We start from the raw sequence: 13,953 nt of genomic DNA, 5'->3' as shown, positions 1-13,953 counted from the left end.
ATCCTTATCATTATTGATAAAACGATCTTACATTTTTTCATTTTCCAAAATCTGCAAAACGAGTTTTTCTTCATGCGTCAATCCCGCTTTTCCATCATTTTCTTCGATGACCTCAAGAGCATCCAAATATTTTTTAATTGAATTGTTTTCGTACAGATTGATGACCAGCGGATGTACATAATATTTTCTGCACACAGTACTGGTATTGCCAAGGTGTTCAGCAACCATTTCCAAAGCGGCTTTCACTTTTTTCTTATACTGTGCATTATTCTCTGCATAGCCGATTTCTTTAAATGCAATCAGGGCATTAACGGTTCCTGACCAGGTCCTGAAATCTTTTGCCGTGAAATCTTCACCGCTCAGTTCTTTGATGTAATCATTCACCATCCCGGAGTCGATATGATGCCTGTTTCCTTCACTGTCGTAATACTGGAAAAGTTCTTTTCCCGGTATTTCCTTACATTTCGTAATAAGTTTTGCCAGTCTTTTACTTTTCAGGTTGACATCATGCATAACACCTTTTTTGCCTTTGAATGCAAAATTGATTTTCTGCCCCTCCACTTTTACATGTTTCCCTTTAAGGGTCGTCAGACCGAATGAGCCGTAAAGCTTTTCGTAAATGCTGTTTCCGATCCGGATGTTGGTACGCTGCATCAGGCTGACAATCAGTGCCAGAATTTTTTTCTTTTCAAAATTGCGTAATGCAAGATCTTTCTCCAGCTGGAGACGGATTTCAGGTAGTGCATATCCAAACTGCAGCATCCTGTAAAACTTGGTATGATTCCGCAATGCACTCCAGAGTGAATGGTACCTGTACTGCTTTCTTTTTCTTGCGTCAAGACCGGTGGCCTGAAGATGTCCGTTATCGATCGCACAGATCCACACATTCTCCCATGCCGGAGGAATGACCAGGCTGTTGATCCTTTTGATCTCCTCCTTATCTTTAATTTTTTCACCGTCTCTGAAATACATGTATTTCTTGCCTCTCTTTCGACGGATGATTCCGGCAGTTTCTGCATCGGAAGTGTAAATAAGATTCACTGCTTTGGCAGAAGCTACCGGATCCTTCATAATTTTAAGAATCTTTGCCGGCTTCAGGTGAGAAATAATCTCAAGGTCTGACTGATCCATAAAAATAGTGATTAAGAATTTTTACCTCTTGTAAATAACCAGATCAGAAATCCTACAATACCGACAACTACAATGATTCCCCACCACATTCCTGCTTTGAAGATTGTTTCCACTGCTTCGCAGCTTGTCAGTAACATGAAACTTAACAGACTTAAGCTGTATAATGATAACTTTTTCATAATAGTTTATTTAAATGATTAATTGATTATATTCTGTCATGATCAGGACGCCATCTCGTGATTGACTTTTTGATAGCATCTCCTGATATATTTTCGTTGAGTGCTTTGTACAGCAGTTCTTTAAATTCTTCGTCATAAGCAAATCTCAATGCTGCTATCTGTGCGAAGCTTAGCTTTTCACAGACTTCGTCTGACCGTTTATTAAAAATTTCAAAATACCTCTGTCTGAACTCAAGCTTTACCATTCTGTTCTGAAGCCCGATTGCGTAATGCTGTCTTACCATCATTCCAAGGTAGAAAACAAGAAATATGACCAATGAAAATAAAATCCATATCAGCCGGTGATCTGCATCATTAAAAATCTTGTAGATTCCATAGACTTCCAAACTAAGCAGCAACGGAATAAAAACGAAATGATGAGGCGGATAAAATTTTCTGTGATTCCGGTAATTTTGAGTTTTCATATTTAAAATATAGCAAGAACCTTTCCAAAATATATTGAAATTTCTGATGATCATGAATTATCAGATTGCAGGAATAATAACTACATATGGATGTGAAAGATATGCTTTGCTTAGTTTCTGAAAGAATGAGAAATAAAAACAGGATGTAACTCTGGAAAAGGAGAACCTTACCGTTACTAAATAAAACACAGCAGTCCCATTCCTGAATAATTTTATAATAAGGTAAGCTTTACCGTAAAAGATACTTTTGTACTGAAGGACTTCAGCCCTAGCCCATAGAAGCGGTTACCCCACAGCGGGCGGCTGGTTTCGTGCCAGCGAAAAAGCATGGGCGCGAGGAGTATGAGCGGATAGCCGGAAACAGCTCCTGATAAAAACCGGTATCTTCTTCTGAAAAGATTGTAAAGGATAAATAATTATTGATGAAAAGCTGGTACAAACCGGGACAGCGAAATTGTTTTTTTTGTAACTTTCGGTTTTAAAATTATAAAAAATGACTTCAAAGGAAAAAGTAGCTGCGCTTCGGGAGGAGATGCAAAAAAATAATGTTGATGCATTTATCGTCTATTCTGCTGACCCTCACATGAGTGAATACCTGCCTGAAGAATGGCAGGAAAGAGCCTGGCTTTCGGGTTTTCTGGGATCTGCAGGATTTGTGGTCATTACCCGGGATAAAGCCGGACTCTGGACGGACGGACGGTATTTTACCCAGGCTCCGATCGAACTTGAAGGATCAGGAATTGACCTGTTCAAAGACGGTATGGAAGGCACTCCGCACTATATCGACTGGATCATTTCTGAAATCCCTGACAACGGAACCGTTGCCGTCAATGCTTTAGCCACTTCGCATGCCAACTGGGAACTTCTCTGTGAAAAATTACATGCTAAAAATATAACCTTATCTGATATTCCTTTACTGAAATACGTCTGGAAAGAAAGAGGGGAAGCTTCCAAAAACCCGATCTACACTCATCCTGTGGAAAGAGCAGGAAAATCCGTCATCGATAAAATCGCTGCCATCCGTCAGAAGATGGAGTCGATGGAAGTGACCGTTCATATCATTTCAAGCCTTGACGATGTTGCATGGACCCTGAATCTGAGAGGAAGCGACGTCGAAAGCAATCCTGTATTTCTGGGATATATCATTATCACGAAGAATGATGCGATCTTATTTACTGATCTTGAAAAAATGGAGGTTGAGGCAAGAAAGCAGATGGATGATTCTTTTGTAAAAATGATGCCTTACGAGGAATTTTTCAATTCTCTGAAGAACTTCAGCAATGAAAAAGTGCTGGTTTCCCCAAACAGCAATCAGTCGATTTTCGAAGCCTTAAAAATCGGAAACCAGTTTGTGAAAGCTCCGGTACCCGGAAACCTGATGAAGGCGCAGAAAAACGAAACTGAACTGGAAGGTTTCAGAAAAGTGATGGTAAGGGACGGTGTTGCGATGGTGAAATTCCTTTACTGGCTGACGCAGACTGCCGGAAAGGAGAGCATGACCGAATATTCGATCGGACAGAAATTAAAAGGTTTCCGTGCAGAAGGAGAAAATTTTGTAGGGGAAAGCTTCGGAAGCATCGTCGGATACAAAGACAATGGTGCCATCATGCACTATTCTGCCAAAAAAGAAGGCAGTAAGGAAGTGACAAATGAGTCTACCATCCTTGTAGATTCAGGGGGTCAGTACCTGGAAGGAACAACTGATATCACGCGTACCTTTGCTTTGGGAACGCCTTCCGAGGAGTTTAAAACAAATTCTACCTTAGTGCTTCAGGGGCTGATCCGTTTATCGATGGTCAAATTCCCTAAAGGAACGCGAGGGGTACAGCTGGATGCGATTGCCAGGCTTCCTCTGTGGATGAACGGCAAGGACTTCAACCACGGAACGGGTCATGGGGTCGGAAGTTTTATGAATGTACACGAAGGCCCGCAAAACATCAGAAAGGATCTTAATCCCCAGGAATTGCTTTTGGGAATGGTCTGCTCCAATGAACCCGGATTTTATGTTGAAGGCGAATACGGAATCCGTCATGAAAACTTAATTGCAGTGAAAGAATCAGAGGTTACGGATTTTGGGACTTTTTATGAGTTTGAAACGTTGACCTACTGCCCTTTCTTCACAGATACGGTAGTGAAAGAAATCTTATCGGCAGAAGAAATCCAATGGCTGAATGATTACCACAGAACCTGTGAAGAAAAAATCGGTCCTCACCTGGAGGGCGAAGTGAAGGACTGGTTCCTGGAACTGGTTCAGCCACTCTAATCAACGATTTTTTTACAATAAATATAAGCTCTGCCCTCATTAGACGGCAGGGCTTTTTTGTAAAACGTCAATGCTTTTTCATTATCTGATTCCTGTTATTGCACCGTTGTCCATCTTGCTGATTTCCTTTATTTCTGATCGGTATGTGAACATTTCCGTATTGATTTCAATAAAAGGTATCCTGACCGTTTTAAGTGAAAACAGCAATTGATGAAAAAAAACAGACAAAAACGTATCTTTGCATCATGAATCACGACACTATCTGCGCACTTGCCACGGCCAACGGAATTGGCGCTATCGGAATCATCAGAATTTCGGGAGACGACGCCATCGCAATATCTGCTAAAATTTTTGACGGGAAAAACCTTGAAAACGCTCCTTCACACACCGTTCATTACGGGTTTATCAAGGAGGGTGAGGAAGTGATCGATGAAGTGATGGTTTCGGTATTCAAAGCCCCGAAAACCTTTACGGCAGAAGATTCTGTGGAAATTTCGTTTCACGGTTCGCCTCATATTGCCAAAAAAATTCTTGAAGTCCTGATTAAGAACGGCGCAAGAATGGCAAAAGCCGGAGAATTTACCATGCGTGCATTCATGAACGGAAGAATCGATCTGAGCCAGGCGGAATCGATTGCTGACCTGATCGCTTCTGAAAATGAAGCTTCAAGAAAAGTTGCGCTGAGCCAGCTGAAAGGCGGTATCACCAATGAGATCTCATTTTTGAGAACAGACCTTTTGAATTTTGTTTCGCTGATCGAGCTTGAACTGGATTTTGCAGAAGAAGATGTAGAATTTGCAGACCGTTCGGCATTGAATCAGCTGCTTGATAAAATTGAGACCAAACTGAATTCATTGATTGAAAGTTTCCAGTACGGAAACGCCATAAAAAACGGAACCGCCGTTGCCATCATCGGAAAGCCCAACGCCGGAAAATCTACTTTGCTTAATGCCCTGCTGAAAGAGGAAAGAGCCATCGTTAGCAATATTGCAGGTACAACAAGAGATACGATCGAAGAGATTCTTCACATCAAAGGCCACGCATTCCGGCTGATTGACACGGCAGGCCTTCGTGAAACAACGGATGAAATTGAAGCCATCGGGGTACAGAAAGCGAAGGAAAAGGTTGAAAATGCCAATATCCTTGTGTATTTAGCCGATGCCGCTACCGAAAATTTTTCAGAAGATATTGAAATGATAAAATCCCTCCAGCGGGACGATCTGAAGCTGATCATCTGTGCCACTAAAATTGATGAAGTCCTCCCCCATCAATATGAGAGGGCTGAAAGCATTTTCAGGAATGAGATTTCCCAGGAATTTGATTTCATCACCATTTCGGCTGTCGAAAATCAGAACATGCAGGATTTAAAGGATGAATTATCTTCGTACGTAGAACAGCTGAAATCAGAGGAAAGCAATGTTGTCATTACAAATCAGCGCCACTACGAAGCCTTAGGGAAATCCCTGGAAGCCGTTGACAAAGTAAAAGATGCGATTACCACTCAGATTTCCACAGAATTACTGGCTTACGAACTGAGAAATGCCCTGGAACACCTTGGAGAAATTTCCGGTGAAGTTACGAATGATGAAGTGCTGGGGAATATTTTTTCTAAGTTTTGTATTGGGAAATAAACCTATTTGTTTAATTGCTCTACCGTATTTTATATAAATTTTAATTTCTCTTTTTTGAGTATATTTTTATATCTGTACATCTTTTGTGCTGCTTCATGACTGAAATTTGTTTGAAGCAGCATAAAATGCTGATGATGAAAATTATTTTAAACAAATTGAAAGTCAACGAAAATATCTGACGTTTGATCAACTAAATTTTAGCAAAAGCAGAATGTAAGTATTCTGTTTTGAAAAAATCTCGTCATTTTGTTCGATATTTTATATCCCAAAGAACCTGTATTTTTATTTATTGATCAGCTTTTCAATCCTTTCCATCATGTCTTCCTTTTCTTTCAGCATTCTTTCGTAGAGTGAAATTTTTTGGTCGTGCAATTCGATCAGTTTATCGAGAGGGTTGTAATTATTAACCATTCCTGATAAAATCCCTGGAGAACTACCTATCAAATTATTCCTATTGATAAATGTGCTGGAAATTATATTCACAGCCTGTTCCCCATCGAAATTTCGAAAAACTTCCGCAGGAACCTGTAATACTCCGGAAATCTTTTCCAGCATACGATCCTCAATGACTTCTCTTTGTTCAATTAACGAAACTTTTTTCTGGCTCCAATCATCGCCAAGATCCCAAGCCAAAGCCTCCTGCTTGATTCCCAGCATTTCCCTGAAGCGTTTTATATTTCTTCCCTGATGTATTTTCTGTTCCATATTATTGGTAATAAAAAATCCTACAAATCTGTTTATACTCTTTTATTTAGTGAGTGTCCATAACCTCAACCTGCGAGTTTACAGTTGCCATCGTTATTTTTCTTAAACTATCAAATGATCAATTAGATATTAGCTTTTTCTGCTTTGTCTTTTATTTTGGTCGGCAAGTCATAATAACTCTGGTTGTGAAGAACGAATTCCTGTTTTTTTTTGTAATCCCTGACTTTCTGATTTTAACTTCATCAAATTTGCTTTGATCGGATTTCTGGCTATTTAAATACTCTTTATCATTTAGGGAATCATAACCCACAGGATAATCTTGATAATTCTCAAAACTTTCAAAAGAAGCAACTAGACGGTTGAATTTATTCTTCGGCGCAGTGACATACGATATGCAGTCTCTTTTCATCACAAACCGTAAAAATCCTGTAATATGATTAGGTGTTTCAATGGTATCACGATTTAACAATAGTTTGAGAAAAACATTCTGGACAAGAGTTTCTACAACAAAATCATATCATCTTCAAGCATTTATTTTCTAATGCGAGATTCTAAGCAATTGCTTCAATTTTTAATTTGAATAAATTGCATTTTATTATTTACAAATATAAAAAAAATCTTTATTGTAATCCAAGTGGATTACAATAAAGTTATGGTTTTTTGCAAAATTGCAGGATGGCCGCACTCACCGAGGAAGATATAATATTAAAAAATAAAATTGCTGACAGGATTAAGTTTCTTAGAGCCAGTACTGGTTTGTCGCAATCTGAATTTGCCAAAAAGTTCGAAATCGATAGACAAATATTAAATCGTTGGGAAAGTAAAAATAATAAGAGGGGGCTAACTATTTATACAATCGCAAAATTTTCTAATTACGTTGGAATTTCTCTGAAGGACTTTTTTGACTTTGACGATTAAGAGATAGAAAAATTTGCTATATTTTTTGATCTACTAAATGAATAAAAACCAGACAGAATTTTTTGTTTTTTATTCGATAATATAAGTTTAGTGAAAAATCATAGATTTAATTATCGAGTTTGTGTTGATTTTCATTAATTTCTGATAATGAAGGAGTTAATGTTGAATTCCTGACGGTTTTACCATATTCGCAAATGAACGCCTTAATAATCTAGCAATTAAAAAGAAGTTTACAATTCCTGTCTTAAATCAGGGTTAGATAAAGATAGATAAAATGCGATATTTATAATTCTAAATGAATTATCTATTTTGAAATTTAACTACTCATTATAATTATTTTCTATATTCTTATTTTATTTGGTTTTTTTTTATAATTTTATAAAAACTAATATTTGAAATGCTAAATGAAAATTAAATCCAACTTCTCACTTCTCATACAAAAATCTATAATCTTATTATAAATTTTAAAACTCCAGACCTCTGTAGTTTTACATAGATATAACTAATGATTTCACGGATTACCGTAAAGTTGATTCGTATTATTATGTTAATTTTAAAAATATGAAAATACAATTTTTACGAGCTTTTAACGGAGATTCAATTTTGATTTCATTGATTGAAGATGGTATGCCAAGGAACATTCTTATTGATGGGGGAACTGGTAATACCTATAAAAGTCGATCAAATATTAAAGGTGATTTATATCGAGTAATGGAAAAGATTCGGAAAGATGAAGAATTCATAGATCTTCTCATTTTGACCCATTTTGACGATGATCATATTGGAGGAATTTTAAGATGGTTAAATAAAGATAAAGACGCATATAAGCTTGTTAAAAAGGTTTGGTTCAATTCAGGAAAAGAAATAGCAAACAAATTTGAGAAAGAAGAAAACTTAGACTTGGATATAGAAATAGTCTACGGAGCAGATGATTTTAGCACAAGTTCTAAACAGGGAATTAAATTTGAAAAATACCTTAGAGATAATGATTTATGGAAAGGAGAGATTATTGAGCAATTTTCTGAGCATAGATTGTTTGGCTTAAATTTTAAAATTTTGTCACCAAATAATGATAAGCTTAATAAACTTTTAAAACTGTATAAAAAACAAAAGGATTATTTTACAAGTGGTGATGAGCATGATTTTCAAACTTCTTTGAAGGCCTTTGTTGAGGAAGAAAATCAAACTGATTTTGAATTCATTGAAGATACTAGCGTTGCAAATGGTAGTTCTATAGCATTTATAATGGAATACGATAAAATTAATTTTCTTTTCTTGGCAGATAGTCACCCATCTATCGTAATTGAAGGACTAGACAGATTTGGTTATAACAAGGGTAATCCTTTATATGTTAATTTGATGAAAGTGTCGCATCATGGAAGTATGTATAATACTAAAAAAGAACTTTTGGAAATTGTAAAAACTGACAATTATCTAATTAGTTCAAATGCTTCTAAACACGGATTACCCAATAAAAGAACTATAGCTAGAATAATAAATAATAATTCTAATGCAGTTATTTACTTTAACTATAATTTAAAAGATAAAATTTTTTCAAAAGAAGACTGGAGAGACTATCCCAATTTGAAATGTAAAATGCAAAATGAATTTTAATGGAAGAAGGCGACTTAAAAAGGTATACTGTTATTTTGGGCGAAGGTAGTGGTGTTTTGTTCCAGCCTTTAGACGAAACAATAACGTATATACTATCGGCAAAACATGTATTTTATAAACAAGATTCCAACGATCGAGATGTAGATACAAAAGAATTAATGTCTACGATAAATTATTCTTTTTCGGATAAACAAAATCAACTAATACCTGTTGAAGTAAAAAAAGGAAAAAATTATTTTGAACACAATAATGCTGATGCAGCTATTTTAGTTTTAGACAAAGTTACAGGATTTGATCAAATTTTTATTGATGAAAATTGTAGTGTATTTAATGAATGCTTACTATGTGGATATCCTAGTAAAATAGGAGAAAATAATAATGATAAATATAGTAATTATGAAATTACACGCAAAATTGATACCACTAATAATGGGTATTTAAGATTACAAACAAATTTTGGAAATTTAAATCATGAGGATATAGTAGGTTTTTCTGGTGGTGGAATTTTAAGAATATATAGTGGTAAGATAAATATTGTTGGTATTCAATCATCGGCGATAACAGATTACGCAACTGGACAGATAGATGTTGTTCCGATTATTAGGATTATAGAAATAGTTGAAGAAAATAACTTGTCAGAAATGACACCTGTATATTTATCAAACTTTTCTTTTTTAAAAGATAAAGTTTTTGTCTTTAATGCAGGTTCTGGAGAACAAGATATTGCAATAGTTAAATCTGTACTTAAACGTAAAACTTTAGAAGTGATTAGTAGTGAAATTACTCCTAGCTTTATCAAAGATCATTTTAAAGATAAATTATTATTAAATAAAAGTGATATCTCAACTCTTAGAGATGAGCTTATCTACGTTACATGGTTGGAGTTTTTGACATTTTTTAATATTATAAAATCAAAAATTTGCGCAAAAGATGAATTAATTGAAGCTCAATCAATTTTGAGGCTAATTTTCAATATAAAAGAAACCGAATGGATGGGGGAAAATTTTATAAAAGAGTGTTTATTATATAACTATGAAAATCTATCTGATAATGGAACTGTTTTTATAAAAACTAAAAATAATCCAATTAAAATAAAGGATTATTCATTATATAAAGGAGATATTCTACCAAACATTAGCGTTATTAAAGAAAAATATATTAAAGGTATTCCTTTATATAATGGAGAAGGTTCGGATATATTTAATGCTGAATCAGAGTCCAAAGAATTTATTTTTGATAAGTATAATTTTGTTCATTTTGAATACCTTAAATACATAATGCTTGTTGAAAATAGTGAAGAATATCAGGCGTTTAATAGATTAAACGAAAATGAATTATTAATAAAACTCAAAGAAGAATATGGGAAAATATTCGGAATATAGTCAGGATACTTTGAAAGAATTATCAGCTAAATACTCTGATTGTAGGTTTAGTTTCAAACACGTAGAAATAAGTGTAAATATTTCTGTTTTTTTTGTCTTAGCAAAATCTACAATTATTGAAAAGGATAACCTGTGGCAAAAAATCTCTGAAGAAATAGCTTTAAAATTCCAGCCAAAATTAGAATCTGTCTACGAAAAATGGAATTTGTACGTGATTTACGTTACTGATGATAGAGCGTCTAAAGAATTAAAAAATAAAATAGAAAACGACAAATTTTCTAGTAGAAAAATCGTTGAAGAAAATTTCAGTAAAGAACTTAGTAAGTCTGAAGAAAATGAACTGATAATAAAACATATCACCAATTCCGATTTAAAAGAAATTGTTGATAAAACTCAAGAAATTATTATACAAAAATACATTCCACTAAATACTACTTTATGGAAACTACTAGATCAAGAAGATAAAGTTGTTGGTGATAAGGAAGCTCAAGAGTTTATTATTAAAGAATTGAATAGAGAATGAAAATCAAAAGTGTTAAAATAACTGGTTTCAGAGCATTTGAAAAAGAAGAGAATTCAACATTTGATTTTACTGCTCATGGCGAAATAATGGATTTCGCCTCTATTTATGCACCAAATGGCTTTGGTAAAACTTCCTTTTACGATGCTGTCGAATGGAGTATCACTCATCAGATTCAAAGATTTGACAGAATGGATGACTTTGAGAAAATGAGGAAAGAAAATAATCTTCCACTATTATTAAATAACTCATCTACTTCCGGTAAAGTCATTGTCGAGACGAACAATGGTAATTTTGAAAATGTAATTAATAAGAGAAAAAAATATAACTCGAAAGGGAAGCCTGATAATGAGTATTTCCGAAATCAAATATTAAGTCAGGATTTGATAGATACTTTCATAAAGGAGGAAAGAGCTGACAAAAGATATGAAAGGTTTTTGGAGATTGACTCTGATCTGAAGCGATACGATGCTATTTATAAAAAAGCAGTACGGGTCTTGGACTTCATAAAACAGGAAAGAACCCGTATTAATAAAGAAGTGGAGAAAGAAGAGAAATCGCTTCAAATGGAAATTGATTACAAGCAGGAGTTTAAAAAGTTTGATGAAATTAATGAAATAATTGCCTCTCTTAAAAAAAATAATGAGTCTTTAGATTATATCACAAAAGAGTCATTTGATGAAACCACTCATGATAATTTATCTAGAAATATTAAAGTCAGATTATTAATTTTAGAAGAATATCTAACTAAACTAAGATTACAAATAGATAATATCAGGTTAGCAAGAGATGGTGAAGGAAACTTATCAGAGGGGATTAATAATGGAGTCTTCAAATATATTGATAATCGGGAAAAAATAGAAAAATTTGATTATCAAATTAAAGAATTGCAACGAATTATTTCTTTGATAATAAAAAAGGAAAAAATAGAGTCAAGCATTGATAATATTGATAAAAATCTTTTAGAACAACGAGATCGTTTAGATGCAAACTTTAACATTGAAAAGAAGATTGAAATATTTCTAACAGTTCAAAAAGAAATAGATAAATTAGAAAAAAGAGTTACAGAATTTGGAAATCAAAATATAATAAATGAACGTGAAAAATCTCTTATCGAAGAAGAAAATATTGTTTTCTTAAATAAAACAGAACAATTACAAAAACTCTTAAATGAAGAGCGAGCTAAATTAGAACAGATTCCCAATCAAAAAATTAGATTGGAGAATTTATTAGAAATTAGTGAGGCTATTAGAAAGTCTGTTAATAATCTTTTCAGCACTATTTCTGACAAAGAACTGAAACTATCTGAGGTAAAAATTATTCTTGAACAATTTGGATATTATGAGTCAATAATTAATTCTGACTTAGGGATTTTGTTAGAATTTAAATACTTCACTAGCTATCAAAATTTAATAACAAAACAATTAAATCTAAAAAAAAGCCTTGATACAAAAAGTAAAAACTTAGAAGAAATAGAAAATAAAATTAGTTCTCAAGATAGATTTAATAATGAATTAAAAGAGTATGTGAGCCTGGGGTTAGAAATAATCACTCGCACTCAAACTTCTGATTGTCCCCTTTGTAATCATCATTATAATTCGTTTGAAGAATTATCAAATAATATAGTTGGTAATAAATTTTTTGATGATCAGTTAAGAGAAAATTTGGAAATCAAAATTTCCCTTGAAACCGAAATTAATGACTTAAAAGAACAAATACTTTTTGGAATTGAAGAAATAAATAAAACTTTTGTTCTAGTCAAATCACCTTTTTTAAATGAGCAAAAAAACTTAACAACAGAACTTCAAAAATTAAATTTAGAAAAATTAAGTAAAGACGAAGAACTTAAAAATATCCTTGAAAATATAAATGAAGTTTTACTGTTTTTTGGAAACAAGCAAAATAGTGATGAAGTAGTAAAGGACTTAAGAAACAAAATTTCTGAGATAGAAACTGATATTCATAAAAATACTAACACTGTAAATGTAAATTCTGAAAAGATTAAAGATATTATCACTAGCATTAATAGTAATGTTGAAAATATAGATAAATTAAAAGAGAATATTGTAGCTCAGCAAGTTTCAGATGAGTATGTTATTGTTATAAATTATTTTAATACTGTATTAAATCACAGCAAAGTTGATAAGACAATTTTGCTAGAAGCCAAATCTTTGATTGAAAAATTAATCCAAGAACTGAATAAAGAAAGAGATGATCAAAAAATTTCTTTAGAACAATTGAATATCGATTTGTCACTAACAAATTTATCAAAAGAAGAATGTAATAATAGGATTCAACAAATAATTGATTCTAAATCTCTTATATTAAGGTTTTATGATAATTATGAAGGTTTTATAAAGTCGGAGTTTAATATAGACTTGAAAGACAAGAGTAAATCTCAAATTGAGAATGAGTTTTTAGATCTAATTGATCATAAGAAACAAGATAAAAAACTGGTAGAGGAAAAAATTGGAAATTATAAAATTGTTGAGATATTAAAAGATGATTGTCTTAATGCTACTGTTTCTCAAAAAATTCAGGAAAAGATTGACTACTATAAAAAAGATTTAGGCAGGTTAAATAATGCGGAAACTCATTTGAGCGCTGAAAGAGGAAATCTTGTTAAATATTTAACTAAAACAATAGATGAGTATTTTTATACAGAGTTAATTAATAAAATTTATAATAAGATTGATCCTCATCCTGATTATCAATCCATACAATTTAAGTGTGAATTTGCCGATAGTAAACCAAGATTGCAGATATACACTGTAAAAGTTAATACTAAGGGTGAGAACGAAATATCTGTTCCTGCACTTTATTTCAGTACTGCCCAAATTAACATTCTTAGTCTAAGCATTTTTTTGGCAAGAGCTCTGAAAACAAAAAATCCAGACACAAAAGAATCTGTAGACTGTATCTTCATAGATGATCCAATACAATCAATGGATAGTATAAACATATTGTCATTTATTGATTTATTCAGAGGAATTACTTTATCGTTAGGTAAGCAATTAATTGTTTCTACACATGAAGAAAATTTTCATTTGTTGTTACAGAAAAAAATTCCTAAAGAATTATTTAAATCGAAATATATAGAATTTGAGACCTTTGGTAAAGTAAAGAAAGAAAAATAAATTAAAGAA

Annotated in this window: 11 protein-coding genes; 7 read left to right on the top strand and 4 right to left on the bottom strand. The window is 33.2% G+C overall.

Annotation, left to right across the window (positions count from 1 at the left end; all coding sequences use genetic code 11):
* Nucleotides 1-27 precede the first annotated feature (27 nt).
* From AC2A07_RS13850 to AC2A07_RS13840, 3 genes are read right to left on the bottom strand one after another with little or no spacing between them, the layout of a single operon-like run.
* Complete coding sequence (locus tag AC2A07_RS13850; protein ID WP_314497366.1) at nt 28-1,131, bottom strand: DNA topoisomerase IB; 1,104 nt, start codon at nt 1,129-1,131, stop codon at nt 28-30.
* 11 nt (nt 1,132-1,142) lie between these two features.
* The gene (locus AC2A07_RS13845; RefSeq protein ID WP_314497363.1) at nt 1,143-1,310 is read right to left on the bottom strand and encodes a phosphatidate cytidylyltransferase; all 168 of its coding nucleotides are present in this window, start codon (nt 1,308-1,310) and stop codon (nt 1,143-1,145) included.
* A gap of 26 nt (nt 1,311-1,336) precedes the next feature.
* Nucleotides 1,337-1,774 carry a DUF6526 family protein gene (locus AC2A07_RS13840; protein ID WP_484050908.1) on the bottom strand — a complete coding sequence of 146 codons (438 nt, stop codon included), beginning with the start codon at nt 1,772-1,774 and terminating at the stop codon, nt 1,337-1,339.
* Nucleotides 1,775-2,267: 493 nt separating this feature from the next.
* Between AC2A07_RS13840 and AC2A07_RS13835 the strand changes: the two genes are divergently transcribed.
* Complete coding sequence (locus AC2A07_RS13835) at nt 2,268-4,037, top strand: aminopeptidase P family protein (protein WP_484050907.1); 1,770 nt, start codon at nt 2,268-2,270, stop codon at nt 4,035-4,037.
* A gap of 245 nt (nt 4,038-4,282) precedes the next feature.
* A complete protein-coding gene (mnmE, locus tag AC2A07_RS13830) occupies nt 4,283-5,668 on the top strand; it encodes a tRNA uridine-5-carboxymethylaminomethyl(34) synthesis GTPase MnmE (protein ID WP_484050906.1) in 1,386 nt (461 codons plus the stop codon).
* A 282-nt stretch (nt 5,669-5,950) separates the two neighbouring features.
* On the opposite strand, the gene AC2A07_RS13825 is transcribed toward mnmE, so the two are convergent.
* The gene (locus AC2A07_RS13825) at nt 5,951-6,373 is read right to left on the bottom strand and encodes an XRE family transcriptional regulator (protein WP_484050905.1); all 423 of its coding nucleotides are present in this window, start codon (nt 6,371-6,373) and stop codon (nt 5,951-5,953) included.
* Between the two features lie 675 nt (nt 6,374-7,048).
* Here AC2A07_RS13825 and AC2A07_RS13820 point away from each other — a divergent pair.
* From AC2A07_RS13820 to AC2A07_RS13800, 5 genes are all read left to right on the top strand, one after another.
* A complete protein-coding gene (locus AC2A07_RS13820; RefSeq protein WP_484050904.1) occupies nt 7,049-7,291 on the top strand; it encodes a helix-turn-helix transcriptional regulator in 243 nt (80 codons plus the stop codon).
* A 561-nt stretch (nt 7,292-7,852) separates the two neighbouring features.
* Nucleotides 7,853-8,905: a ComEC/Rec2 family competence protein gene (locus AC2A07_RS13815; RefSeq protein WP_484050903.1), complete on the top strand. Its 1,053-nt coding sequence runs from the start codon at nt 7,853-7,855 to the stop codon at nt 8,903-8,905.
* A complete protein-coding gene (locus AC2A07_RS13810; protein ID WP_484050902.1) occupies nt 8,905-10,287 on the top strand; it encodes an ABC-three component system protein in 1,383 nt (460 codons plus the stop codon). Before AC2A07_RS13815 ends, AC2A07_RS13810 begins: the two co-directional genes overlap by 1 nt.
* Nucleotides 10,265-10,810: an ABC-three component system middle component 1 gene (locus AC2A07_RS13805; RefSeq protein ID WP_484050901.1), complete on the top strand. Its 546-nt coding sequence runs from the start codon at nt 10,265-10,267 to the stop codon at nt 10,808-10,810. The genes AC2A07_RS13810 and AC2A07_RS13805 overlap by 23 nt, the downstream gene beginning before the upstream one ends.
* Nucleotides 10,807-13,944, top strand: a complete 3,138-nt coding sequence (locus tag AC2A07_RS13800) for an AAA family ATPase (RefSeq protein WP_484050900.1) — start codon at nt 10,807-10,809, stop codon at nt 13,942-13,944. The genes AC2A07_RS13805 and AC2A07_RS13800 overlap by 4 nt, the downstream gene beginning before the upstream one ends.
* Nucleotides 13,945-13,953: the final 9 nt, after the last annotated feature.

Source organism: Chryseobacterium sp. HNCC26DJ238 (assembly GCF_057180465.1).
This window is presented reverse-complemented; position numbering and strand designations above follow the sequence as displayed.